Source organism: Streptomyces sp. NPDC007157 (genome assembly GCF_040634235.1).
In the GTDB taxonomy this organism is placed as follows: Bacteria; Actinomycetota; Actinomycetes; order Streptomycetales; family Streptomycetaceae; genus Streptomyces.
The window spans coordinates 113,367-138,601 of sequence record NZ_JBEYFE010000013.1 but is presented as its reverse complement, the minus strand read 5'-3'; the positions used below and the strand labels follow the sequence as shown (position 1 = coordinate 138,601).

Here is a 25,235-nt window from a genome sequence, read left to right as displayed (position 1 = left end):
TCGTCTACTCCCACTCGATGGTGCCCGGCGGCTTCGAGGTGACGTCGAGGACGACCCGGTTGACGTCACGGACCTCGTTGGTGATCCGGGTGGAGATCTTCGCCAGGACGTCGTACGGCAGGCGCGACCAGTCGGCCGTCATGGCGTCCTCGGAGGAGACCGGGCGCAGCACGATCGGGTGACCGTAGGTGCGGCCGTCGCCCTGGACGCCGACCGAGCGGACGTCCGCGAGCAGGACCACCGGGCACTGCCAGATGTCGCGGTCGAGGCCGGCCGCGGTCAGCTCCTCGCGGGCGATGGCGTCGGCCTCGCGGAGCAGGTCGAGGCGGTCCTTGGTCACCTCGCCGACGATCCGGATGCCGAGGCCGGGGCCCGGGAAGGGCTGGCGCTGGACGATCTCCTCCGGCAGGCCGAGCTCCTGGCCGACCATCCGGACCTCGTCCTTGAAGAGCTGGCGGAGCGGCTCGATGAGCTTGAACTCCAGGTCCTCGGGGAGACCGCCGACGTTGTGGTGGGACTTGATGTTGGCGGTGCCGGTGCCGCCGCCGGACTCGACGACGTCCGGGTAGAGCGTGCCCTGCACCAGGAACGCGACCTCGGGACCCTCGTCCGCGATGATCTCGACCTGGGCCTGCTCGAAGACCCGGATGAACTCGCGGCCGATGATCTTCCGCTTCTGCTCCGGGTCGGAGACACCGGCGAGGGCCTTCAGGAACCGCTCCTCCGCGTCCACGACCTTGAGCTGGACGCCGGTCGCGGCCACGAAGTCCTTCTCGACCTGCTCGGTCTCGCCCTTGCGCATCAGGCCGTGGTCGACGTACACGCAGGTCAGCTGGGCGCCGATGGCCTTCTGGACGAGGGCCGCGGCCACCGCGGAGTCGACACCGCCGGACAGGCCGCAGATGGCGCGCTTGTCGCCGACCAGCTCGCGGATCGCGGCGACCTGCTCCTCGATGACGTTGCCGGTGGTCCAGCTCGGCTCCAGGCCCGCACCGCGGTACAGGAAGTGCTCCAGGACCTGCTGGCCGTGCGTGGAGTGCATGACCTCCGGGTGGTACTGGACGCCGTAGAGCTTCTTCTCGTCGTTCTCGAAGGCGGCGACCGGGACGACGTCCGTGGACGCGGTGACGGTGAAGCCCTCGGGGGCGGCGGAGCAGGCGTCGCCGTGCGACATCCACACGTGCTGCTCGCCCGGGGTGCCCTCGAAGAGAGTGGACGACGTCCTGGAGACGTGCAGGTCGGTACGGCCGTACTCACGGGCGCCGGTGTTGTCCACCGTGCCGCCGAGGGACTGGGCCATCAGCTGGAAGCCGTAGCACATGCCGAAGACGGGGACGCCGGCCTCGAAGAGCGCACGGTCCAGACGGGGGGCGCCCGCCTCGTACACGGACGAGGGGCCGCCGGAGAGGATGATCGCCGCCGGGTTCTTGGCGAGCATCTCGGCGACCGGCATGGTGCTGGGCACGATCTCGCTGTAGACCCGGGCCTCGCGGACGCGGCGGGCGATGAGCTGGGCGTACTGCGCGCCGAAGTCGACGACCAGGACGGTGTCGGGGGTGGCGGCAGCGGGAGTCGCTGATGACACGGGGTGCCTTCCGGCGGTGGGGCGGGGGTCTGTGGTTACCGATTCTAACGGGGCGGGCGCGGGACACCCCGACGAGGTGGTGTGGCATACTCGCCCCCATGCTCACGCAGACGACCTTCTCCTTTACCTATGGCAACCGGCCCGCCGGCTGCCATGGTCGTGCCGCTTGAGCAACTGACAAGCGACTTCCCCAGGCGCCCCGGGCCGACAAGGTCCGGGGCGCCTGGTGTTTCTCCGGATCATGCCGGTCCGGGGCTCCCGCCCCTGCGAGAACGAGGAGCCCCGACATGACCGTCAGCCCCGCCGAGCACATCAGCCCCGCCGAGAAGACCGGTGCCCGTACCGCCGAGGCCGCCGATGTGATCACCGGTGCGCGGGAGCGCATCGACGCGCTCGACGACCGGATCATCGGTCTGATCCAGGAACGGATGGCGGTCTCCGCCGTCATCCAGGAGGCCCGGATCACCTCCGGCGGCCGCCGGGTGAACCTGTCCCGGGAGATGGAGGTCCTCGGCCACTACAGCGCGGCGCTCGGCAGGCCGGGCACCTCCCTGGCCATGACCCTCCTCGAACTGTGTCGCGGGCGGATCTGAGCGGTCGCATCGGAGTCGGGCGGATCTGAGTTCGGGGCCGTCTCACCCGTACGGCGCGTGACCGGCACGCGAACCGCTTCGTTGGTGGGGTGTCCGTGCCAGCCAGGGGCGGGCCCGAAAGAACCACGCGTGGCTCACTGGAGCGATGAGGCGTACGGATCGTGCCGTGTGCCGTGGGACCTCGCTCCAGTCACGTGACCGGACGGCAGGGGACAGCAGCCCGGTCACACCAGAGACGGTCGACTCCGGGGACGCCCGGGGTCGACCGGCGGAAAATTGCAAAAATGCATAAGGGCTGGGTCAAACGGTTGCGGAGGCCCCGTGCATCCAGCACGATGCCTAGAAGGCCCCCACAGCCTTCAGAAGTCCCCAAGTCCCAGTTCAGGCAACGGAATTGCCGTGTGCCGACCGCCCATCGAAGGTCGAAACCTGCCGTACGCCCCGAGTGCGCAGGGGCGCCGACCCGGGGCACGGACGGTGGCACAGGGCACAGAGACCAGCGGCGCAACCCCCCGGCGCCGCTCCCCGGCACCGACGCTGCCCTGACGTCGGTGCTGACGGAAGAAGGGCCCCGCGGCTCCGTCCCGCGGGGCCCTTCGCCTTCCCGCGAAGAGCCTTCCCGCAGAGAGTCGGCCTATGGCGAGCCGGCCTATGGGGAGTCGGCCCCTGAAGAGTCGACTCGCAGAGAGTGACTAGGTACGGCTCACCATGCCGCACCCCTCCGGTCGGTCCCCGAGTTTCCGGCTGCGGTCGTAGGGGTCGATCGACGGGCCGGTCGGGGTGGCGCTGCCCGCCGGCGCCCGGGACGGGAACTGCGGGTGCAGGAAGCCGTCGTTGACGTCGCAGGCCGAGTTGCCGGCGTCCTCGTCGTAGCTCAGGAGGGTCAGGCGGCCGGGGGTCACCCGGTAGCGCGCGGGGTCGGGGAGTTCGGCGTCGATGACCCGGCGCACGATGGTGCGGGCGACCTCACCGGAGCCGTCGACGGGGACGACCGGGTAGACGAAGGTGAAGTCGGCGTGCACGGCCACGCCCGCGAACTTGCCCTTGGCGAAGGTGATCCGGCCGCGTGTCTTGATGACCTTGCCGGCCGGCATCACGTCCTCGGGGTCGAAGCGGCTGAAGAGGGACAGCGGGTCGTGGGCCTTGCTGGGAGCGCGCAGCGCGGTGTTGAGCTCGTCGAGCAGGCGGGGCTGCTTGGGGTCGAGCACCGCGAGGGCGGCATCGGGGCGGGCGCCGGCCACGACCCGGGGGTTGAGGTTGGCGTCGACCAGCAGCTTCTTGGTCTGCCGCAGGGCCAGTTCGACGCGGTCCTTGGGGATCGAGCCGAGCGCGGTGGCCTTCGGCAGCACGATGCCGTCCGCGCCGTCGGCCCAGCGCAGCGCCGGGGAACCGGCGAACGGGCGGGCCAGGGTGGGGGTGTCGGCGGCGACCGCGGACGGCGGCGCCGTCGGGGCGGCGGTCTCGGCGGGGAGCGGCGAGGTGGCGGTGTCGGTACCTGAGGAGGAACCGGAGGACGAGCCGAAGGGATCGCCGGGAATCAGCGAGGGCCGCATGGCCACGACGGCCACGGCGATCGCCACCGGCAGTCCGACGACCGCCCAGATCCTGCGGCGCCGGGCGGCCCGCCCGTCCTTCTCCTGCCAGGCGGGCCCGGTCCGCCAGCCCTCGGGCTCCTGCTGCCCCTTGAGCCGCTCGGTCACCTGACGGGCGCGCGCGGAGGGCTCCTTCGGGGCGGACTTGCGGATGTCGCGCTCGGTGTCGCGGATGAACTGCTCCCACACCTCGTCGGGTATGGAGGAGGACGACGACGGCTCGTCCCCCGACGACTGCTCGGACCGTCTGTCAGACATGACACTCTCTCGCTCGGCCGTTCGACGGGGGCGAGAATAGCCTTGGAATCCGCCGTGGACATGCCCACGCCGTCGGAGACCCGAAAGTGACGACCATCACATAAGAATTCGGTGAATGTGGAGGCAACCATTCACCGGATTCACCGGTCACATCAGCGGAACCAACGGTTACATCCGTCTGCCGCACCTGATTCACGGGGGTCCACATGAAGCTTCGCCGCGCCATGGCCGCGGCAGCCACCACGGCTGTCATCGCGCCCATAGCCCTGCTGTCCGCGCCGGCCGCCCTCGCGGACGACCTGCCGTCCACGCCCGCGTCCGAGAGCGCGCCGAGCGAGATCCCCAGCGATTCCGCCTCGGCCTCCCCGTCGGACTCCGCCGCGCCGAGCGACAGCGCCTCCGCGTCCGCGTCCGAGTCCGCTTCGGAGTCCGCCTCGCCCAGCGACAGCGCGAGTGCCAGCGCCAGCGCCAGCGCGTCCGCCTCGACCGAGCCGTCCGAGTCGGCGGAGCCCAGCGAGGACCCGTCCGACCCGGACGTCCCCTACTGCGAGGACCTCGACGAGAACTTCGGCGACGCCAAGGTGTCCGCCGACATCAAGGGCCTGCCCGGCAAGATCGTCGCGGGTGACGGCTTCCACGGCTTCCGGCTGGTCGTCACCAACGAGTCCAAGACCGACGTCGAGGGTGTCGCCTTCTACGCCGAGATCGAGAACTACGAGCTCAGCGAGTCGAAGTACCTCAGCCCGCACGTCGACCTGGAGTTCAAGAACCCCGACAGCGGCTCCTGGGACCGGATCGGCAGCGACGACTGGGCCGGCGACTACTTCTTCTACGTCGACAAGCTCAAGTCCGGCGCGAGCAAGTCGGTCGACCTGCGGGTCTCCATCGACGCCACGGCTCCCGCGGGTGACGCCTACTCCTTCGGCTCCGGCGCCTACCTCGACAAGGTCGACGGCCAGGACTGCATCGCCGAGGGCTGGGCCCAGTACGACTTCACGGTCCTCAAGGCCGGCTCGTCCAACCCGGACCCGGGTACGGCCACGCCGGGCGACGACGGCGGCAAGGACTCCGTGAAGAAGCCGCAGGGCAACGTCTCCGACCTGCCGACCGGCAACCTCGCCGAGACCGGCTCCAGCTCGGCGCTCCCGGTCATCGGCCTGGTCGGCGGGGTCGCCGTCGTGGCCGGCGCCGGTGCGGTGTTCGTGGTGCGGCGCCGCAAGGCCGGGGCGGCCGCATAGCCATGTGAACGAGGTCGCGCGGACCGCCGTCGTACGGCGGCCGCGCACACCGGACGAAGAGGGACCTGGGCTCGGAGGGGGGCTCAGGTCCCTCTTCGGCGTCCGGACCTTCGGGCGCCCGGGTTACTTCTTCGGGGGTACGGCCGGGATGTCCAGCAGCGGCAGGCGCAGCGCGCCGAAGGCCTCCGCCGGTACCGCGGGGCGGTGCGGCTCGACCGGCCGGAGACGCTCGTACGCCTCGCCCTGCCGTGGCCGCGGGTCCGTCTCGCCCTTGTTGGGCCAGTACGACATCGCGCGCTCGGCCTGCGCGGTGATGGTGAGCGACGGGTTCACGCCCAGGTTCGCGGAGACGGCGGCGCCGTCCACCACCGAGATGCCCGGGTGGCCGTAGAGCCGGTGGTACGGGTCGATGACCCCGGTCTCGCGCGAGTCGCCGATCGGGCAGCCGCCGAGGAAGTGCGCGGTGAGCGGGGTGCCCATCAGCTCGCCGACGTTGCTGCCGGCGAAGCCGTTGATCTCGGCGGCGAGCACGCTGGCGGCCTCCGAGGCGGCCTTGATCTGCTTGGGGTTGGGGGCGCCGTGCCCCTGCCGGGCGGTGAGCAGGCCCTTGCCGACGCCGTCCGGTTTCAGGTACGTCGTCAGCGAGTTGTCCAGCGACTGCATCACCAGGCCGATGATGGTCCGCTCCGACCAGCGCCGGTTGGAGAGCGAGCGGAGCACGAGCAGGGGGTGGCGGGCCGCGTTCGCCAGCCAGCCGAGGACGCGGGAGGAGCCCTCCGCGTACGGCACCTGGAGGATGGACATGCCGCCCATCGCGTTGGAGCCCTTGCCGTAACGGACCGGCTCGATGTGCGTGTTCTCGTCCGGGTGGATCGAGGACGTGATGGCGACGCCCCGGGTGAAGTCGGCCTTCGGGGTGCCGTGTGCCCTGCGGTAGCGGCGGTCGTCGGTCTGGGCGCCGACCAGGGCCTCGGAGTTGGTACGGGTGAGGTCGCCCAGCCGGTCGGAGAGGTACGGCAACTGGCCGCCGGCCTTCATCCGGTGCAGCAGGGTCTGGGTGCCGTAGGTGCCGGCCGCGACGACGACCCGGCGCGCCTTGAAGATCCGGCCCTTCGCCTTCTTGTCGTCGGTGGGGAGGGTCGCGATCGCGTAGCCGCCCCGGGAGTCGTCGGTGACGGAGACGACGGTGGTCATGGGGTGCACGACCGCGCCCGCCTGCTCGGCGAGGTGGAGGTAGTTCTCGTTGAGGGTGTTCTTCGCGCCGTGCCGGCAGCCGGTCATGCACTCGCCGCACTCGGTGCAGGCGTTGCGGGCGGGGCCCGCGCCGCCGAAGTAGGGGTCGGCGACCTGGTCGCCGGGCACGGCCTTCGCCTCGCCGTCGGCGTCCTTGCCGTCGCCGAAGAAGACGCCGACGGGGGCGAGGTGGAAGGTGTCGCCGACGCCGAGTTTCTCCGCCGCCGCCTTCAGGTGGACGTCGGAGGGGGTCATCGTCGGGTTGAGCCGTACGCCGAGCATGCGCTGCGCCTGGTCGTAGTACGGCTTCAACTCCTGCTGCCAGTCCGTGATGTCACGCCACTGGGGGTCGTCGAAGAAGGCCTTCGGCGGAACGTAGAGGGTGTTGGCGTAGTTGAGCGAGCCGCCGCCGACGCCCGCGCCGGCCAGCACCATGACGTTGCCGAGGAGATGGATGCGCTGGATGCCGTAGCAGCCGAGCGCGGGGGCCCAGAGGTAGTTCTTGATGTCCCAGGAGTTCTTGGGGAGGGCTTCGCGGGTGAAGCGGCGGCCGGCTTCCAGGACGCCGACGGTGTAGCCCTTTTCCGTCAGGCGCAGGGCGGTGACGGAACCGCCGAAGCCTGAGCCGACGACGATGACGTCGTAGTCGTAGGCATCCTGGGGCACGATTTCTCCTCTTTGAGCGTACGTGCGGGTTGAGTGTGGTCGCTCGCGCAGTTCCCCGCGCCCCCGAAAGACGGGTCGGCTATCGCAGCCTCAGTGCCTTCATCACCCGAAGGCTCGTGCTCATGAAGGCGGCGTACTTCTCGTCGTCCATGCCGAGCGAGGGGGCCATCGGCAGCAGGCGCTGCTGGGCGACCGTCTGCGCCTCGGTGTACTTGAGGATGCCCTCGGAGCCGTGCCGGCGGCCGAGGCCCGAGTCCTTCATGCCGCCCATCGGGGACTGCACGCTGCCGTAGGCGGGCGCGTAGCCCTCGTTGACGTTCACGGTGCCGGTGCGCAGGCGGGCGGCGACGGCACGGCCCCGGCTGCCGTTCTTCGTCCAGACCGAGGAGTTGAGGCCGTACGGTGTGCCGTTGGCGTGCTCGACGGCCTCGTCCTCCGTCTTGAAGCGGTAGATCGAGACGACCGGGCCGAAGGTCTCCTCCGTGCAGACGGCCATCGCGTCCTCGACGCCGTCGAGGATGGTCGGCTCGTAGAAGTAGGGGCCGATGTCGGGGCGGGCGGTGCCGCCGGCGAGGAGGGTCGCGCCCTTCTCCACGGCCTCCTCCACATGCCGGGTGACCGTCTCCAGCTGGCGCTCCCCGACCAGGGATCCCATGTCCGCGCCGTACGCGAGGGACCTGCCCAGGCGCATGGCCCTGGTGCGGGCGGCGAACCGCTCGACGAAGGCGTCGGCGACCGACTCGTGGACGTACAGCCGCTCGATGGAGATGCAGAGCTGGCCCGCCGAGGAGAAGCAGGCGCGCACCGCGCCGGCGGCCGCCTTCTCGATGTCGGCGTCCGCGAGGACCAGCATGGCGTTCTTGCCGCCGAGTTCGAGGGAGACGCCGACCAGCCGGGCGGCGGCGCCCTGGGCGACCTCGCGGCCGGTGCGGGTGGAGCCGGTGAAGGAGACGTAGTCGGCGTGCCTGACGACCTCGGGGCCGACGACCGGGCCCGCGCCGAGGACGACCTGGAAGACGTCGGCGGGCAGCCCGGCCTCGATGAGGATGTCGCGGGCCCACAGGGCGGTCAGGCAGGTCTCGGTGTCCGGCTTCATGACGACCGCGTTGCCCGCGACGAAGGCGGGCAACGCGTCGCCGACGGAGAGTTCCAGGGGGTAGTTCCAGGGGGCGATCTGGCCCACCACGCCCCGCGGGTGGCGCAGTTCGGTGACCTTGGTGAGGGTGGGCATGGCGCCCGCGTGCCGCTTCGGCCTCAGGTAGGAGGGGGCCTTGCGCCCGTAGTGGCGGGCGGCGACGGCGACGGCCTGCACCTCCTCGTGCGCGTGCAGGCGGGCCTTGCCGGTCTCCAGCTGGATGAGGTCGAGGACCTCCGCCTGGCGGGCCAGCACCAGATCGTGGAAGCGGAGCAGGACGGCCGCGCGCTGCCGTACCGGCACCTTCGCCCACACGGCCTGCGCGGCGCGGGCCGCGTCGAAGGCCTTCGCCACGTCTTCGGGGGTGGACTCGGGCAGGTCGGCCAGCTTCTCGCCGGTGAAGGGCGTGTGGTTGGCCGTACGACCGGATCCGACGACGCCCTTGGTGAGCTGGGCGACCAGCTCGGGCGTGACCACGTCGGCGGCGGTTCGGGCCCCTGCGGGGGCGGGGGCGAGCGGGTTCGTGCCGGTGGTGGCCGGTGCGGGGGCCGGGGCCTGCGAGTCCGTCATGAGCCGCAGGGTATTCGGGAGCGGAGCCTTTGGGTACCCGTGGGTAACCCGCATTCACCGAGTGCACACACAGTGCCAGCGATCACTGGCGGGGAATGTGCTGATCAGGGGCTGGACCGGGGACGATCGGCGCCGGTCAGCCGCGTTCCGGTTTTTTGGCGAGAAGGAGGCCGAGGGCTGTCAGGGGGGTGAGGCGGCGGGGTTCGGGAGCGGCCGGGGCCGGTGCGGCCGGGGGCGGCGGCGGTGCCGGTGCCGGTGCCGGTGCCGGAGGTTCCGTGACCCACTTCGGCAGGGCCGCCCCCGCGGCCCCGGCGAGGATCTCGGCGGCCTCCGGGGCGGCCGGCCGGGCCTCCGGGTCGGGGGCGAGGAGCCTCTCCAGAAGCGGGCCGAGGGGACCGGCGTCCCGCGCGGTGGCCGCTCGCAGCAGCGCGCCCAGGGACCACAGGTCGGACGCGGGACCGGCGCCCCGTCCGGCGGCACACTCGGGCGCGACGAAGCCGTCGGAGCCGTCGGAGCCGTCGGAGCCGTCGGAGCCGTTGTGCCCCTGCTGACCCTGCTGACCCGCGCCGATACCGAAGTCGGTCAGTACGACCCGATCGCCCCCGGCCTCCAGGAGAACGTTGGACGGCTTGAGGTCACGGTGCACGATGCCGACGCAGTGGGCGGCGTGCAGGGCGCCGAGCACCGCGAGCCCGATCCGGGCGGCCTCGGCGGGCGCCAGCGGGCCGTGGGCGGCGAGCGCTTCCTGGAGAGACGGACCTTCCACCAACTCCATGACGACCCAGGGAAGTTCGCCCTCCTGGAGTACGTCGAGGATGGCGACGGCGGCCGGATGGTCGACGCGGGCGGCGGCCCGGGCCTCGTGCAGCAGGCGGTGTGCGGCGCGCTGCCGCTCCTCGTCGTCCGGCTCGCCGGTCAGGCGCGGCTCCTTGACGGCGACCTGCCGCCCGTCCTGCTCGTCGCGGGCGCGCCACACGGTGCCGGTCGGCCCGGAGCCGATGCGCTCGGCGAGCCGATAGCGCCCACCGATCAGACGTTCCCCGACCGGCTGTTCGCCGTCTTCACTCATGCCACATGAGTACCTTGCGCACCATGCCCTTGTCGAAGCGCCACGGTCAGCGGACCGCGGAGCACGGGCCCCTTCCTGTGGAAGGGGCCCGGACGGGGCTTGGACGGCGTCTGGAAGGGGCCCGTGGCCGTCAGATGTCGACGCCTCCGATGGCGAGTTGGGCGATCTGGACCCGGGTCAGGACGCCCGCGTAGGTGTGCACCTCGTCGATCGCGCCGGCCAGGTAGTCGGCACCGCCGTCGGGCGTGCGGGTGCGGCCGACCTGGAGCGGGCCGGTCGGCGTCCAGGTGTTCTCGCCGGCGACGTCCGCCGTGGCGGCGGGGTAGTCGGCGGCGACGTAGAGGCGGAGTTGGTCGGCCTTCTCGTCGTACACCACCGCGAGGTACTCGTCGCTCGACGCGGCCCAGTCGGCGGGCGCGCTGACCGTCGTGGTGGGCGCGCCGGCCCTGTCCTCGTGGGCCACCACGGCCTCCCAGGTCTGGGAGGCGGCGACATAGCGCAGGGTGAACAGGTCGGTGTGGGCGCCGGGCTGGGACAGCACGGTCATGTCGTGGTCGGCGGTGCCGGTGTCGACGCGGACGTGCGCGGTGACGGAGAAGCCGGCGTCGGTCGGGGTGACCGCGGTGGGGGTGCTCGCGTAGTCGCCGTCACCGTCGAGGAGGAGGTCGCCGGTGCCCCACAGCGGGTAGGTGGCCGGGACGCAGTCGGGGTCGGTGGCGCAGTCGTCGCTGCCGGTGTTGATGGCGGCGTCCCCGGCGAGGGTGAGCGGCTCGCCGCCGGCCTGGGCCGGGCTGCTGCCGTCGGTGGCGGTGTCCAGATCCCAGTAACCGATCCGCTGTGCCGAGCGCGCCGCCGCCTCGTCGGCCTCCTTCGCCACGAAGACCCGGTCCCAGACGTTCACGTCGGTGAGCAGCCCGCGCCAGTGTCCGCCGGTGCCGTCGGCGCCGAGCCGCAGCGTTCCCTCGCCACCGGCCGCCGTGACGCCCTCCGCCGCGCCGGCCGGGCTCCCGTTGACGTACAGCCGCACGGTCCGCGTCTCGGTGTCGTACACGCCGGCGAGGTGGGCCCATTCGCCCCGCTCGGGGGCGCCGCCGGTGACGCGTGCGGTGCCGCCGTCCCGGGTGGGGAGGCTGAACGACCAGACGGGAGCGCCGGTCGCCGGGTCGGTCGCGGTGCCCAGCGCGAAGCCGGAGGCACGGCTGACCGCGGTCACGGAACCGTCGAGGGTGTCGGGCCGTACCCAGGCGTCGACGGCGAAGGTGCCCGCCGTGTCCACGGCCGAGTCGAGGCTCAGGTATCCCTCGTCCGTGCCGTCCAGCGCGGCGGCGGAGGTCACGCTCGTCCCGGACGGGCCGGACGCGTCGAGGGTGACGCCGGTGCCGGGCGTGGCGCCCGAGGAGTGCTGCGGGTCCCAGTGGGTGACGGCCGTGCGGCCCTGCGAGACCTTCACGTAGTACGTGGTCCGCGCGCTGACCTTGCCGGTGCCGTCGACGGCCTGCGCCTGGAGATAGGTGGCCCCGTCGTCCTCCGGCATCCAGCGGAGCGCGACCGGGCCGCCGGGCGCGGCCGGCGCGAGGGTGTGTGTGGCGCCGCCGAGCCAGCTGTAGCGGTACGAGACGACGTCGTCGGAGGCCGAGTCGATCGTGAACGTGCCGTACGTGCCGACACCGTCGTGCCAGTCGCCGTCGTCCGGGTACTCGGCCGACGAGACGACGGGCGCCGACGGCGCCGCACCGTCCTCGGCCGACGCCGCGGCCGCGGCCGGGACCGCGGCGGCCACCGCCAGCACGGCGAACGCGCACGTCACCACGGAGCCCCGCCCCACGGTTGTCATCGTCAAGACCTCTCCCCAAGCTCGCCACAAGCCCGGGTCAACACCGGGCCAAGAGGAGGATGACCACAACTTCCGTCCCACGCAACGCATTTGCCACTCGTCCCGGGCCGTGCGGGGCGGCCGCCGAGGCACCCCGCGCCCTCAGCCCGCCGCGAACGTGTCCACCGCGACGTCGAAGTACTCCCGCGCCTCCCGTACCTTCCCGACCGGCGCGGACACCCACACGTCGTACATCCGGCCGCCCTCCTCCCAGCACAGGTCGTAGGTGTGCCGGGGGCCCTCCGCCGCGCTGAAGCCCTTCCAGGTGAACTCCCAGAACGCGGCGGGGTGTCCCAGGTGGGTGGTGTCGGTGACCCGGCCGTCGTGGTAGCCGGGGTTGGTGCTCGGCCCGTCGGCCGCAGCCCGCCGCATCGCCGTCCCCGGTCCGCCGGTCTGCGGCTCGGAGACCCTGATGCCGAGCCGGAAGGCCTGCCCCGGCGACAGGTAGAAGACGCGCTGGCCCTGCGGATCGCGGGTGAAGTCCTCCGGTACGGCGAGGGAGAAGCCGCCCGGGTCCCGCGCGAGACGGTAACCGGAGGGCGCGGTGCGGGAGTCGGTGGCCGGAGGCGAGGGCGACGAGGGTGACGAGGATGAGGGCGACGGAGTCGGGGTGGTGGCCGTCGGGTGTGACGGGGAGACGGTCGCCGTGGGCCCGGGGGCCGGGGTGCCGCCGCCTCCGCCGCCGTTGAACAACAGCGCGGCCGCCGACACGCCGGCCCCGGCCATCGCCGCGACCAGCAGCGCGGCGACCAGCACTCCGCGGGGCGAGTACCGGGGTGACCCGGCCGGCACCGGGGCCGGTGGCCAGGGCACGTCCCGCTGGGTCGGCGTGTACGCGGAGACGCCGGCGCTCTCCGCCGTACTCGCGACCGCCACTGCCCCCGTCTCCAGGAACCCGCGCAGCATCCGCTCGGCCTCCGCCGCGCCCAGCCGCCGCTCGGGATCCCGCTCCAGCAAGCCTCGTACGACCGGCAGCAGCGGCTCCGCCTGGGCCGGTGGCCGGATCTCGTCGGAGACCACGGCGTGCAGGATCCCGCCGAGCGAGTCGCGCCGGAACGGCGACTCGCCGCTGAGCGCCGCGCACAGCAGCGCGCCCAGCGACCACAGGTCGGAGGCGGGACCGGAGCGGGAGCCGGACATCCGCTCGGGCGCGGTGTACTCGGGCGAGCCCACGAAGGAACCGGTCTCGGTGAGCGTGGTGGCGCCCGCGACCTGCGCGATCCCGAAGTCGGTGAGGACGACACGCCCGGTGGCCGCCTCGACGAGCACGTTCGCCGGCTTGATGTCCCGGTGCAGCACCCCGGCCGTGTGCGCCGTCCGCAACGCGCTCAGCAGGGCGATCCCGATCCGCGCGGCCTCCCCGACGTCCACCGGACCGCTCCGCGAGATCCGGTCGGCGAGCGAACCCCCGACGATCAACTCCATGACGATGTAGGGCCGTTCACCCTCCTCCACCACGTCGTGCACCACGATGATGTGCGGGTGGTGCAGCTGTGCGACGGCCTGCGCCTCCCGCAGGGTGCGGTCGCGGCGCAGCCGGGCGTCGTCGTCCGGGAGCGAGTCGTCGACGGTGAGTTCCTTCACGGCGACCTGCCGACCGAGTAACTGATCGGTCGCGCGCCATACGACACCCATCCCGCCCCGCCCGAGCCGCGTTTCCAGGCGATAACGCCCCGCGATCAGCCGGACGGCTTCCCCGTCGGTCCCCATGGCCCCATGATGCCGCACCGGACGCCTGCGTTCCGGACGGTGACCGGCCAACAAACGCGCCCGGGGCGGCGCACGGGAGCGCGCGGCGTCAGCCGGACGCTCCCGGATCCCAGCTCTGCAGCACCCACTTGAACTGTTTGCTCGCGGTCGGCCAGTCCGTCGCCGGCGACGACATGTAGATCGCGTACTCGACGCCCGCCCGCGAGTAGTACGTCTCCTCGATCGCGCGCCGCGGCCCGGCGGCGTTCGCCCCGTCCTTCTTCAGCGCGGTCCAGGTGTACTCCCACACCGACCCGTCCCGGTCCCGGTACAGGTTCTTCTCCATGGTCACGCGGTGGTAGTCGACCAGCCGCTGCAACTGCTGCTCCAGGTCGAGCTGGTGCGCGAGCGCGTCGGAGAAGTCGGGCGAGCTGTCGATGGCGATGCGGAGGAAGTGCCGGCCGTTGTCGGGCGTGTAGTCGATCTGCTTGAGGTCACCGTCGATGCCGTAGACGCTCCGCTTCCAGCCCTTGGGCAGGGAGAGCTTGAAGCCCAGCGGGTCCTCCACGGACTTCCAGTCGGTGGGGACCGCGCCGTCCGGCGCCGAGGTCGGGCCGCCGGAGGAGGAACCGGACGTGGCGGGCGCGGCGACGCTGCCGGAGCCGTCCTGCTGCCCGAAGTCCCACTTCTGCAGGGCGACCGCCGCGCCACCGCCGAGCAGCGCGGCCATGGCGACGACGAGCGCGAGCGTACGCAGCCGGCGCCGCCTGGGCTGGGCGGCTCCGGAGGCGGACGGCGGGCCGATGGTCGTCGCCGCGTCCATGGAGCCGCCCGAGGGGCTCCGTCCCTCGTACGATCCGCCGTAGGAACCGCCCTGCGAGCCGCCGTACGACCCGCCCTGCGAGCCGCTGTACGGGCTGCCGTACGACGCCGAGTCCCGCGAGCTGTCGAACGAGCCCGCGTGCGGTGTCACGGGGTCCGGCCGTGGCCCCCCGGTGACCTGCGACCGCGTCGGTACGTACGCCTGCGCCCCGCTCGGCCGCCGGCCCTCCGCCGCCTCGGCGAGCATCTGCTCGGTCTCCTCGGGGCCGGGCCGCTGGGCGGGTTCCTTGCGCAGCAGCGCGGTGATGACCGGTTCCAGCGGGCCCGCGTTGCTCAGTTCGGCGGCCTCGTCCTCGACGACGGCCTGCATGGTGGTCAGCGGCGAGGTGCGGCGGAACGGCGAGCGCCCCTCCACCGCGGTGTACAGCGTCGCGCCCAGCGCCCACAGGTCGGAGGACGGCCCGGGGTCGTGCCCGCGCACGCGCTCCGGCGCCAGGTAGTCGACGGATCCGACGACTTCCCCGGTACGGGTGATCGTGGTGTCGCCCTCGATCTGCGCGATGCCGAAGTCGGTGAGGAGGACCCGGCCGTCCCGGCCGATCAGGACGTTGCCCGGCTTGACGTCCCGGTGCAGCACGCCGGCGCTGTGCGCGGCGCGCAGCGCGCGCAGCACCCACAGCCCGATCCGTGCGGCCTCCCGCGGCTCGACGCGCCCGCGCTCCTTGACCTCGTCGGCCAGCGAGTGGCCCTCGACCAGCTCCATGACGATCCACGGACGGCCGTCGTGTTCGAGGACGTCGTGGACCGTGACGACGGCGGAGTGGTTGATGCGCGCCGCGGCCCGGGCCTCCGCCCGGGTGCGGGCCAGCAGGACGGCCTGGTCGCCCTCGGAGACGTAGAGCGCGGCCGTCAACTCCTTGATGGCGACAGCCCGGTGCAGCACTTCGTCGTGGGCGCGCCACACCCGGCCCATGCCGCCGCTGCCGATGATGTCGGCCAGCCGGTAGCGGCCCGCGATGAGCAGGCCCTGCATCTGATTCACGTTGCCCCGCAATGGTCTTGTCAGGGCCAGACTAAGGACCGGCCTTCGGTCATGGAACCGGTGGGGTCCCACGGAGACAGCACTGTGACGGTTTTCGCTTTCGGCCCGGAAAGTGAACAGAATCCGCCCACCGGAACGGGAACCATTCGGCTCGCACCGGCGTTGACGCTCAGCCCGTGTACTTGTACGTCGACGACGCCTGGTCGTACAGCCGTGTGACCTCGTCCCGTTCCGACTCCGGGCCGCGGACCTGGACGATGTGGTACCGACCGTTGATCAGGAAGACCATGTTCCGTACGAACAGGTCGCCCTGCCAGCTGTCCGTCCAGGTGAACTGTCCCTCGGCGGACACCTTCTGGCCCACCGTGATGGTCCGCAGCCCGCCCGCCGTGGCCCAGCTGGAGTCCCGGTACGGCTGCAACTCCCGCTCCTTGTCCCGCTGGTACGTCATCGGGTCGCTGCCGTAGGTCGCCGCGCTGTCCCGGCCGGCCACGACGATCAGCTCGAACTTCCCGTGCGAGTAGATCACCTGGCCGCTGCCGTTGCGCGGCGAACGGTTCCAGCCCTTGGCGACGGCGACCTGGAAGCCGTCCGGGTCGTTGCGCAGGGTGAAGCCGTCGGCGGCGGTGGCGCCGCCCGTCGAACCCGCGGTGGTCTGCGTCTCGGTGGACGGGGCCGCCGTCTGCGACGGTGTCTGTGCGGGGGTCGGACTCGGACTCGGTGCGGGACCGGCCTGGCCGGCCGCGCCCGTCCGGTCACCGTTCGTCGCCCCGCCGTTGTCCGCGGTGTCCTTCTTGGGCAGGAAGAGCATGGCGTACGCGACCACCGCGGCCAGCAGGAGCAGCACCAGCAGAAGCAGCGTACGGCCCAGCCTGCGCGGGGACTTGGCCTCCTGCCTGGCCCGTTTGTGCCGGCCGTGCGGGCTGGTCGCCGGAAGCCCGGCCCGGCGCCAGCGCACCAGCTGCCCGCGCCGGCGGACGATCGGCAGCCGAGCCGGGTCGGCGGCGGGCGGCGCGGCGACCACATGCGCACCGGCGTCCGGCTCGGGCGCGGACCGCACCAGCGAGCGCAGCCAGCCGCGCAGCTCCTCGAAGTCCAGCCGTTCGGTGGGGTCCTGACGCAGCAACGACTCCACGACCGGCCTCAGCGACCCGCACTCCTCCGCGAAGGCGGGCGGCTCCGAGCACACCAGCTGCACCAGCTCGGCCGTGGACTCCTCCGGATACGGCGCGTGTCCCTGTACGGCCCGGAACAGCAGCGCGCCCAGCGCCCACAGGTCGGTGGCCGGGCCGATGGGTGCCGCCAGCTGCCAGTTCTCGTGCACGGGGCCGGCCTGTTCCGGCGCCCAGCGCTCGGTCACCGGTCCGACCACGGTCATCCGCACCTGCCGGGCCCGCTCGGCGGCCAGCGCGGTGGCGGGCCCGCGCCGCCCGGTCACGACGGCACCCGGCTCGCCCCAACGGGGAGCCTGCGCGGGTACGACCGGCCGCGGGACGTCGGTACCGGCGCCGACGGCCGGGAGCGCGGTGCGCTCCGCGGGAGGCGTGCCGGGGCGGGGCACCGCCCCGTGCCAGGGCGAGGGCGCACCGCTCACCCCGTAAGGGTCGGCGATCTGTCCGGGCGGCACACTGCCGACGGCCCGCTGCCCACCGCCGGTCGCCTCCACCTGCGCCTGCCCATGGGCGTACGGCGACCGCTGGGCCGCCCCGTTGGCGTGTCCCGGGGCATACGGCGACTGGGCCGCCCCGTTGGCATACGGCGACTGCGCGGCACCGTTGGCCTGCCCCGGCCCGTGCGGCGACTGCGGGGCGGGGGGCGTGGTGTCGCCGTCGGCCGGTGGCCGGGCGCCGGGGAGCGCGGCCCGACCGTTCTGCTGGGTCTCCTGGACCCGGGCCGCGGCCCTGGCCCCCGCCCGGTACGCGGCGATCGCCCCGGCCCGCGCGGCCCGGATGTCCCCGCCGGTCTCCAACGCCCGCCGCTCCACCGCACCCGAACCGGCCCCGCCCGAGCCCTCGTCGGGCCCGGCCCCCGGCAACCCGCCGGCGGCCCGGGCCTGGATGGCGGCGCGCCGGGCGGCCTCGGGGTCCACTTCCGCCACACCGGGCGCCGTCCGCGCGCCGGTCGTACCACCCGCCGCACCACCGATGCTCCCGATGCCCCCGACAGCGAGGGCTCCCGAGCCGCCGGGACCGGCCGGACCGCCGGATGTGGCGGAACCTTCCGCCTCCCCGACCCGCCGACGGCCGTCGGCCCCCGCGCCGCCCTCTCCCTCCGGCGCGGGCACCGGGTCGTACCCGCAGAGCGCCTCTTCCGCCGCCCCGACCGCGAGGCCGGTCAGCATCACGCGGCCGTCGTCGCAGACGAGGACCGTGCGGGCGGTGATGTTGCGGTGCACCCAGCCGTGCGCGTGCAGCACCCGGAGCGCCATCAGCACGTCGGAGGCGACCTCGGCCGCCCGGTACGGCGTCAGCGGCCGCTCGGCGAGCAGGGTGGCCAGCGACCGCGCGGCCACGAACTCGCTGACGATCCAGAGCGAGCCGCCCTCGGCGAACACGTCGAAGACCTGGTCGAGCCGGGGATGGTCGGGGATCCGGGCGGCGGCCTGCGCGGCCTCCACGGCGCGGCGCACCGCGGGATCGCTCGGCCGGCGTGTCGCGGTGCGGGCGGCCGGTGGCCGACGCGCGCCGCGGTCACGGGCCGTGAAACCGTCGGGCAGCCCCTCCGCGTCTAGCACCTCGGCCTCGACGACCTCCGGCAACGGCACCTGCCGGACGTACACTTCCTGCCCGCTGTAGGTGTCGAAGGCGCGGGTCTCGGTGTGTTCGTACTCGTCGGAGGGGGGCAGGGGCAGGCGGTAGCGGTCGGCGAGCACCCGACCCGCGTAGTCGTCCACGTTGCCTCCCCCGGCCGCCCGGTGGTCAAATCCGCTCGTTTCGCGACCCGTTCCGCATACCTACCTGGATGCGTACGGTCCGCAACCACTCACGATACGTGCCGGAGGCAATTCGCATTGAGGGGATGCGAATTTGTCACTTCGGCTCGAAGCTCGCCGTCAGCGTCTTCCAGGTGTCCTCACGCAGCTCACTGCTCCAGTCGGCGGCCTTCGCGGTGTACATCAGCCCGTACCCCTGGTTCGGGCTGACGACGAACCCGCGGTCGACGGTCCGGAACTCGGTACCGCCGTCGACGTAAGTGAACTCCCAGTCAGCCGTGTTCCAGCCGCGGTAGCTCACCGCCGCTATTCGGATCTTGTGGTACTGGGAGCGCACCATGGAACGCTCCTGGTTCTTCCAGTCCGCCACCGGGTCGTCCTTGGGCGTGCTCGTCCAGCCGATCAGCAGCTTCTGTCCGTCGGGCCCGGTGAACCGGTCCCCGGCGGGGCTGTCGGTCTGGAACTTCCAGCCCTTGGGCAGCCCGATCGAGTACCCCTGGCCGCCGTCGTACGTGCGGACCGCCTTGGCGCTGTCATCCTTGCTGCCACTGGAGTTCGACGCCGAGGAACCGTTGTCGTCCGATCCGTCGGTGTCCCCGGAGTTCCCGGCGGTCGCGGCCGTCGCGGAGTCGCCGTCCGCCTGCGTACCGCCGCTCGTGTCCTCCTTGGTGGAGGACCCACCGCCGGACCCCGAACCGGAACTCGCGCTCGCTTTCGCGCTCGCGCCCGAGGTGGCCACCGCCTTGGAACCGCCGCTCTTGCCACTCCCCTTGTCGTCCCCGTCACCGCCGCCCAGCGTGAGGGCGAGCACGGTACCGAGCACGGCGAGCGCCACCACCACGGCGATGATCACCAGGGTCCGCTTCGGCACCACGTCCGTGAGGGGGGCCCGGGGCACGGTCCGGGGCGCCAGGTCCAGATCCGGCGGCGGCACCACGGGCCACCCGGAACTCGCCTTGCCGGCGGCGGACTTGGCCCCCGTCGATCCGCTGCCCGCACCGGCACCGCCGGCACCGGCGAGGGGACCGGCAGCGGGACGTGCGCCGTCCGCCGAGCCGGTAACCGAGCCCGAGCCGGTCGCGACCGGGCCGGCCTTGGTGGCACCCGCCTCGGCAGCGGCGCTCTTCGACCGGGTCGCGGACGCGGCACTCGCCGCTCCCGCGGCCTTCCGCACGGACCGCAGCGCCCCGCGCAGCTTCTCCCCGGCCTCCTCGCCCCGCCTGGGCGTGGTGCCCTTCTCCTCCTGCGGCGCGTCCGGCTGCGGAGGCAGCGGCACGACCCGTGTGGCGTCGACGGGCAGTTCCTCGGGCGCGTTGATCACCGCGTTGAGCATCGCCCGCGCGCCGGCGTCGTCCAGCCGCTGGGCGGGGTCCTTGGTGAGCAGACCGTAGATGACGTCCCTGAGCGGCCCCGCGTTCTTGGGCTCCTCCAGCTGTTCGGTCATCACCGCGGTCAGCGTGGCGATCGCCGACCCCTTGTCGTAGGGCGGGGCGCCCTCGACCGCCGCGTACAGCAGGCCGCCGAGCGACCACAGGTCGGCCGCCGGGCCGGGCTTGTGACCGCGGGCCCGCTCCGGGGAGATGTAAGAAGGGGCGCCGACGAGCATGCCGGTGGAGGTGATCGACGGGTCGCCCTCGACCTGGGCGATACCGAAGTCGGTGAGCACGACCCGGCCGTCGCCCTCGGCGATCAGCACGTTGGACGGCTTCACGTCCCGGTGCAGGATGCCCTCGCGGTGCGCCGACCGCAGCACGTCCAGGATCGCGAGCCCGACCTCGGCCGCGCGCCGGGGCTTGAGCAGGCCGTCCTCCCGGATGACCTCGGCCAGCGACTTGCCCTCGACCAGCTCCATCACGATCCAGGGCCGGTCGTCCTCCTCGACCACGTCGAAGACCGTCACCGCACTGTTGTTGCGGATCCGGGCGATCGCCTTGGCCTCACGCAGGGTGCGCGTGATCAGGCGCCGCTTCTCCTCCTCGTCGATGTTCGACGGGAACCGCAGCTCCTTGACGGCCACCGTCCGACCGAGGGTCTCGTCCTCGGCGCGCCACACCGTGCCCATGCCGCCGCGGCCAAGCACTCGTCCCAGCCGGTACCGCCCGGCGAGAAGACGCTCACTGTTGTCCTGACGAGTCTCCTGACGAGAAGTACCCGCCCGCTCCGCCTCCGACATGCGTCCCCTCATGCAACCCGCCCTGACAGAGCCTTCATTGTCCCTCACCCGACAAGTGCCCAACGCCCAGGGTGCCCCTGACCGCGCATCGGACCGGCCGATCGGAACCCCCGGTGACGAGGGCGTCACGCAAGCCGGGATGATGGGCCGCGACAAGGGAGGAATCCGGATGCCCACGCTTCGGACACTGGTGGCCATACCGGCCTCTCTTGCCCTGCTGCTGGCACCCGCGGCAACCGGTTCCGCGTCCTCGGCGAAGGCCACGGACCCATTCCTGTCACAGTTCGTCATCAAAGGCCGGGCGCCCGCCGCGGCGCTCCTGGACCACCACGGCGGCGACGTCCGCTACGCGGCCGCCGGCCCGGGCATCGCCCGTGCCGACCACTTCCGCGCCGGCAGCATCACCAAGACCTTCATCGCCACCGTCGTCCTGCAACTGGCCGCGGAACACCGGCTGTCCCTGTCCGATCCCGTGGAGCGTCATCTGCCGGGACTGCTGCGCGGACGGGACACCGACGGGCGGCGGATCACCCTGCGCGCCCTGCTCAGCCACACCAGCGGGCTCGCCGACTTCACCGAGGTCACCCGGGGGGCCGTCCCCCTGACCCCGCTTCAGGCCGTACGCATCTCGCTCGCCCTCCCCTCGACCGGCCTCGGCCGCTTCTCGTACTCCAGCACCGACTACGTCGTCCTCGGCATGGTCGTCCGCCAGGTCACCGGTCACTCGTACGCCGCCGAGGCGCGGCGCCGCATCATCACTCCCCTCCGTCTGACGGGCACGTCCTTTCCGGGTGCCCGGGCCTCGCTGCCCGCGCCGCACGGCCGTGCCTACGCGGCCGACGGCTCCGATGTCACCGAGCTCGACCCGCGCGTGGCCGGCGCCGCGGGTGAGCTGGTGACCACGCTCGACGACCTGGACCGCTTCTACGCGGCGCTGCTGGGCGGCGAGCTGCTGCCCTCGCACTGGCTGCGCGAGATGCTCAGCACCCGTGCCGCACATGGGGCGTACGGCCTGGGGATCTTTCCGGTGAAGCTGTCGTGCGGGACCACGGTGTGGGGGCACAACGGCCGGATCGCGGGCAGCTATGTGCGCAGTGCTGCCTCGGTCGACGGCCGGCATGTCCTTACGTTCCGCGTGAACACGACGGCGGTCGCGGACCCGACCCTCGAACCCGCCCTGCTCACGGCCGAGTTCTGCCCTCGCAGTAGGTAGAACGGCCGGGGTTCGGGGGAAGATCCCGACCCCTGGTCGCTCGATCGGGTGATGTCGGACGGTCGGGCAGGGGCAAGGCGGGTTCGGCACCGCCGGGCACCACCGTCAGGGCTGAGCACCGCCGCGGCGCGACGAGAAGACCGACGGAACGGCCAGCCCCACCGGACAGGAAGCCCACCGGACGGGAGGCCCGCGGAACCGCTGAATCCACCGCCAGTAACCCCCACCGGACGCCAGGCCACACCAGACGGGTGGCCCGCCGGACGGAAGGCCCCACGGACGGGTGGCCCCACCGGACGCCAGGCCCCACCGAACCGCAGGCCCCCACCGGACCGCAGGAGGAGGCCTACAGCGGCACGATGTCCGGTGCTCCCAGCCTCGCCGCGTCCGCCGTCAGGTCGTCCGGCTGGAGTTGGGACTCCCGTTCCGCCTCCACCCGCTTCTCGTAGTGCTCGACCTCCCGCTCGATCTGGTCCTTGTCCCAGCCGAGGACCGGCGCCATCAGTTCGGCGGCCTCGCGGGCGCTGCGGGTGCCCCGGTCGAAGGTCTCGATGGAGATGCGGGTGCGGCGGGTGAGGACGTCGTCGAGATGGCGGGCGCCCTCGTGGGAGGCGGCGTAGACGACCTCGGCGCGCAGATAGTCGTCGGCGGCCGAGAGCGGCTCGCCCAGGGCGGGGTCGGCCGCGATGAGGTCGAGGACCTCCTCCGCCAACGAGCCGTACCGGTTGAGGAGGTGCTCGACCCGGACGACGTGGATGCCGGTGCGGGCGGCGATCCTGGCCCGCGCGTTCCACATCGCCCGGTAGCCCTCCGCGCCGATCAGCGGGACGTCCTCGGTGACGCACTCCGCGACCCGCATGTCGAGCCCGTGCACCGCCTCGTCGACGGCGTCCTTGGCCATCACCCGGTACGTCGTGTACTTGCCGCCCGCGACGACCACCAGCCCCGGCACCGGATGCGCGACCGTGTGCTCGCGCGACAGCTTGCTGGTGGCGTCGGACTCGCCGGCCAGCAGCGGGCGCAGCCCCGCGTACACGCCCTGCACGTCGTCGCGGGAGAGCGGCACCGCGAGCACCGAGTTGACGTGGTTAAGCAGGTAGTCGATGTCGGCGCTGGAGGCGGCGGGGTGGGCCTTGTCGAGGTCCCAGTCGGTGTCGGTCGTCCCGATGATCCAGTGCCGGCCCCAGGGGATGACGAACAGGACCGACTTCTCGGTGCGCAGGATCAGGCCGGTCGTGGAGTGGATGCGGTCCTTGGGGACGACCAGGTGGATGCCCTTGGAGGCACGGACGTGGAACTGGCCGCGCTCACCGACCATCGCCTGGGTGTCGTCGGTCCACACACCGGTCGCGTTGACGACCTGCTGGGCGTGGATCTCGTACTCCCCGCCGCCCTCCACGTCCTGCACCCGGGCCCCGACGACCCGTTCGCCCTCGCGCAGAAACCCGGTCACGCGCGCGCGGTTGGCCGCCTTCGCGCCGTAGGAGACGGCCGTGCGCACCAGGGTGGCCACATAGCGGGCGTCGTCCATCTGGGCGTCGTAGTACTGGATGGCGCCGACCAGGGCGTCCTTGCGCAGGGCGGGCGCGATCCGTAGGGCGTGACGGCGGCTCAGGTGACGGTGGACGGGCAGGCCCCGGCCGTGCCCGCTGGCCATGGACATCGCGTCGTAGAGCGCGACGCCCGAGCCGGCGTACAGGCGCTCCCAGCCCTGGTGCTGGAGCGGGTAGAGGAACGGGACAGGCTTGACCAGGTGCGGGGCGAGCCGCTCCAGGAGCAGGCCGCGCTCCTTGAGGGCTTCGCGGACCAGGGCGAAGTCGAGCATCTCCAGATAGCGCAGGCCGCCGTGGATCAGCTTGCTGGACCTGCTGGAGGTGCCGGAAGCCCAGTCACGGGCCTCGACGATGCCGGTGTTCAGGCCCCGGGTGGCCGCGTCCAGCGCGGTCCCCGTGCCGACCACTCCGCCGCCCACGACCAGCACGTCCAGCTCGCGCTCGGCCATGGCCGCCAAGGACTCCGCCCGCTGCTTGGGCCCCAGTGTCGCTGTCCTCACCGCTGCCTCCCGCTCTGCCGCCATGGGTCATGGCTCGTCGTCGGTCGTCGGTCGCATCGGCCACGCCCGGCAGGCGGGGCCCATGCCCAAAGTCTGACCGCGATGGGCGACTTCAGCCACCACGCGCCCTCAGCCTGTGGACAACGCTCGCCGAACCCCCGGAAGACACACGTACACAATCCCACATAACGTTCATATTTACTCCTAGTCTGACATTGCGCTTCGCTCGTCCTGTCCACAGGGCTTGCGCACCTGTCCCGCTTCGGTTACTGGGAAGGACGGCCCACGCCATGCCCGCAGACCTCGCCGTCATGGGACTCGGTCCCTTCGGCCTGCCCCTCGCCCAGGCCGCCGTGGCCGCCGGCATCCCGACGATCGGGTACGCCACCGGTCCCGAGGCGGGCTCGCTCAGCCCCGCCGAGCTGCGCCGGATGCTCTCGGGGGGCTTCCGGGTGGCCAAGGACCCGGCCGAACTGGGGCGCGTACGGACGGCCGTGATCTGCGCGCCGACCCCGCGCGGCGCGGACGGCGGGCTCGACCTGAGCCGGGTGGAGGCCGCGGCCCGCACCCTGGCCGAGCGGCTGCGCCCGCACACCACGGTGATCCTGGAGTCGCCGGTCCACCCGGGGACGACGGAGGACTTCCTGCGGCCCCTGCTGGAGAAGGGCTCGGGCCTGCGCGCGGGGCGCGACTTCCATCTCGCCTACTCGCCCAGCCGGGTGGATCCCGGCAGCCGCGACTTCACCCCGGCCAACACCCCCAAGGTCATCGGCGGTCTCACGCCGGCGTGCACGGAGTCGGCGGCCGCGTTCTACGGCCGGCTCACCGACAAGGTGGTACGCGCGCGTGGCCCGCGCGAAGCCGAGACCGTGCAGCTCCTGGAGACCAACTTCCGGCACGTCAACATCGCCCTCGTCAACGAGATGGCCGTCCTCTGCCATGACCTGGGCGTCGACCTGTGGGACGTCATCCGCTGCGCGGAGACCAAGCCGTTCGGCTTCCAGGCCTTCCGCCCCGGACCCGGCATCGGCGGCCACGGGGCCGCCCAGGACCTGTCCGGCGCCGCCGGCCGCGGCCTGCGCATGGTGGAACTGGCCCAGCAGGTCAACAACCGGATGCCGGGATACGTCGTCCAGCGCGCCGCCGCCCTGCTCAACGAGCACGGCAAGTCGGCGCGCGGCGCGCGCGTGCTGCTGCTCGGCGTCACCTACAAGGCCGACCTCGCCGACCAGCAGGCCACGCCCGCCCGCGAGATCGCGATCCGGCTGATGGAAATGGGCGCCTCGGTGAGTTACCACGACCCGCACATCGCGTCCTGGAACATCCTGGACCGCCCGGTGCCGCGCGCGGACTCCCTCTACGAGGCGGCCGCCGACGCCGATCTGACGATCCTGGTCCAGCAGCACCGGACGTACGACCTGCAGGGCCTGTCGGTGAAGGCACAGCTGCTGCTCGACACCCGCGGGGCGACACCGACGGGGGCGGCCCACCGGCTCTGA

At 72.6% G+C, this 25,235-nt stretch carries 15 protein-coding genes; 4 read left to right on the top strand and 11 right to left on the bottom strand.

The features are described 5' to 3' along the window. Positions 1 to 4 precede the first annotated feature (4 nt). Positions 5 to 1,585, bottom strand: coding sequence for a glutamine-hydrolyzing GMP synthase (gene guaA, locus ABZ642_RS24080; RefSeq protein WP_360487606.1), 1,581 nt, complete (start codon positions 1,583 to 1,585; stop codon positions 5 to 7). A 287-nt stretch (positions 1,586 to 1,872) separates the two neighbouring features. On the opposite strand from guaA, the gene ABZ642_RS24075 reads away from it, so the two are divergent. Further along, positions 1,873 to 2,178 carry a chorismate mutase gene (locus tag ABZ642_RS24075; protein ID WP_360487603.1) on the top strand — a complete coding sequence of 102 codons (306 nt, stop codon included), beginning with the start codon at positions 1,873 to 1,875 and terminating at the stop codon, positions 2,176 to 2,178. A 692-nt stretch (positions 2,179 to 2,870) separates the two neighbouring features. Here the strand turns inward: ABZ642_RS24075 and ABZ642_RS24070 are convergent. Continuing rightward, positions 2,871 to 4,028, bottom strand: a complete 1,158-nt coding sequence (locus ABZ642_RS24070; protein ID WP_360487600.1) for a hypothetical protein — start codon at positions 4,026 to 4,028, stop codon at positions 2,871 to 2,873. Between the two features lie 206 nt (positions 4,029 to 4,234). Here ABZ642_RS24070 and ABZ642_RS24065 point away from each other — a divergent pair, with 206 nt between their 5' ends. Then, entirely contained in the window at positions 4,235 to 5,266 is a 1,032-nt protein-coding gene (locus ABZ642_RS24065; protein WP_360487597.1) for an LAETG motif-containing sortase-dependent surface protein, read from the top strand. Positions 5,267 to 5,389: 123 nt separating this feature from the next. On the opposite strand, the gene ABZ642_RS24060 is transcribed toward ABZ642_RS24065, so the two are convergent. From ABZ642_RS24060 to ABZ642_RS24025, 8 genes are all read right to left on the bottom strand, one after another. Beyond that, entirely contained in the window at positions 5,390 to 7,165 is a 1,776-nt protein-coding gene (locus ABZ642_RS24060) for a GMC family oxidoreductase (RefSeq protein WP_360487594.1), read from the bottom strand. Between the two features lie 79 nt (positions 7,166 to 7,244). Continuing rightward, positions 7,245 to 8,870, bottom strand: a complete 1,626-nt coding sequence (locus tag ABZ642_RS24055; protein WP_360487591.1) for a succinic semialdehyde dehydrogenase — start codon at positions 8,868 to 8,870, stop codon at positions 7,245 to 7,247. A gap of 136 nt (positions 8,871 to 9,006) precedes the next feature. Continuing rightward, positions 9,007 to 9,939: a serine/threonine-protein kinase gene (locus tag ABZ642_RS24050; protein WP_360487588.1), complete on the bottom strand. Its 933-nt coding sequence runs from the start codon at positions 9,937 to 9,939 to the stop codon at positions 9,007 to 9,009. 130 nt (positions 9,940 to 10,069) lie between these two features. Next, positions 10,070 to 11,773: a LamG domain-containing protein gene (locus ABZ642_RS24045; protein ID WP_360488007.1), complete on the bottom strand. Its 1,704-nt coding sequence runs from the start codon at positions 11,771 to 11,773 to the stop codon at positions 10,070 to 10,072. A 141-nt stretch (positions 11,774 to 11,914) separates the two neighbouring features. Beyond that, on the bottom strand, positions 11,915 to 13,522 hold the full coding sequence (locus tag ABZ642_RS24040; protein WP_360487585.1) for a serine/threonine-protein kinase: 1,608 nt from the start codon (positions 13,520 to 13,522) through the stop codon (positions 11,915 to 11,917). An 88-nt stretch (positions 13,523 to 13,610) separates the two neighbouring features. Continuing rightward, positions 13,611 to 15,356, bottom strand: coding sequence for a serine/threonine-protein kinase (locus ABZ642_RS24035; protein ID WP_360487582.1), 1,746 nt, complete (start codon positions 15,354 to 15,356; stop codon positions 13,611 to 13,613). A gap of 178 nt (positions 15,357 to 15,534) precedes the next feature. Beyond that, positions 15,535 to 18,258: a protein kinase gene (locus tag ABZ642_RS24030; protein ID WP_360487578.1), complete on the bottom strand. Its 2,724-nt coding sequence runs from the start codon at positions 18,256 to 18,258 to the stop codon at positions 15,535 to 15,537. A gap of 136 nt (positions 18,259 to 18,394) precedes the next feature. Further along, positions 18,395 to 20,470 (bottom strand): serine/threonine-protein kinase, encoded by a 2,076-nt coding sequence (locus tag ABZ642_RS24025; RefSeq protein WP_360488004.1) that lies wholly within the window; start codon positions 20,468 to 20,470, stop codon positions 18,395 to 18,397. 169 nt (positions 20,471 to 20,639) lie between these two features. Here ABZ642_RS24025 and ABZ642_RS24020 point away from each other — a divergent pair, with 169 nt between their 5' ends. Then, positions 20,640 to 21,683 carry a serine hydrolase domain-containing protein gene (locus tag ABZ642_RS24020; RefSeq protein WP_360487575.1) on the top strand — a complete coding sequence of 348 codons (1,044 nt, stop codon included), beginning with the start codon at positions 20,640 to 20,642 and terminating at the stop codon, positions 21,681 to 21,683. A gap of 346 nt (positions 21,684 to 22,029) precedes the next feature. On the opposite strand, the gene ABZ642_RS24015 is transcribed toward ABZ642_RS24020, so the two are convergent. Then, positions 22,030 to 23,736: a glycerol-3-phosphate dehydrogenase/oxidase gene (locus ABZ642_RS24015; protein ID WP_360487572.1), complete on the bottom strand. Its 1,707-nt coding sequence runs from the start codon at positions 23,734 to 23,736 to the stop codon at positions 22,030 to 22,032. 290 nt (positions 23,737 to 24,026) lie between these two features. On the opposite strand from ABZ642_RS24015, the gene ABZ642_RS24010 reads away from it, so the two are divergent. After that, entirely contained in the window at positions 24,027 to 25,235 is a 1,209-nt protein-coding gene (locus tag ABZ642_RS24010; protein WP_360487569.1) for a nucleotide sugar dehydrogenase, read from the top strand.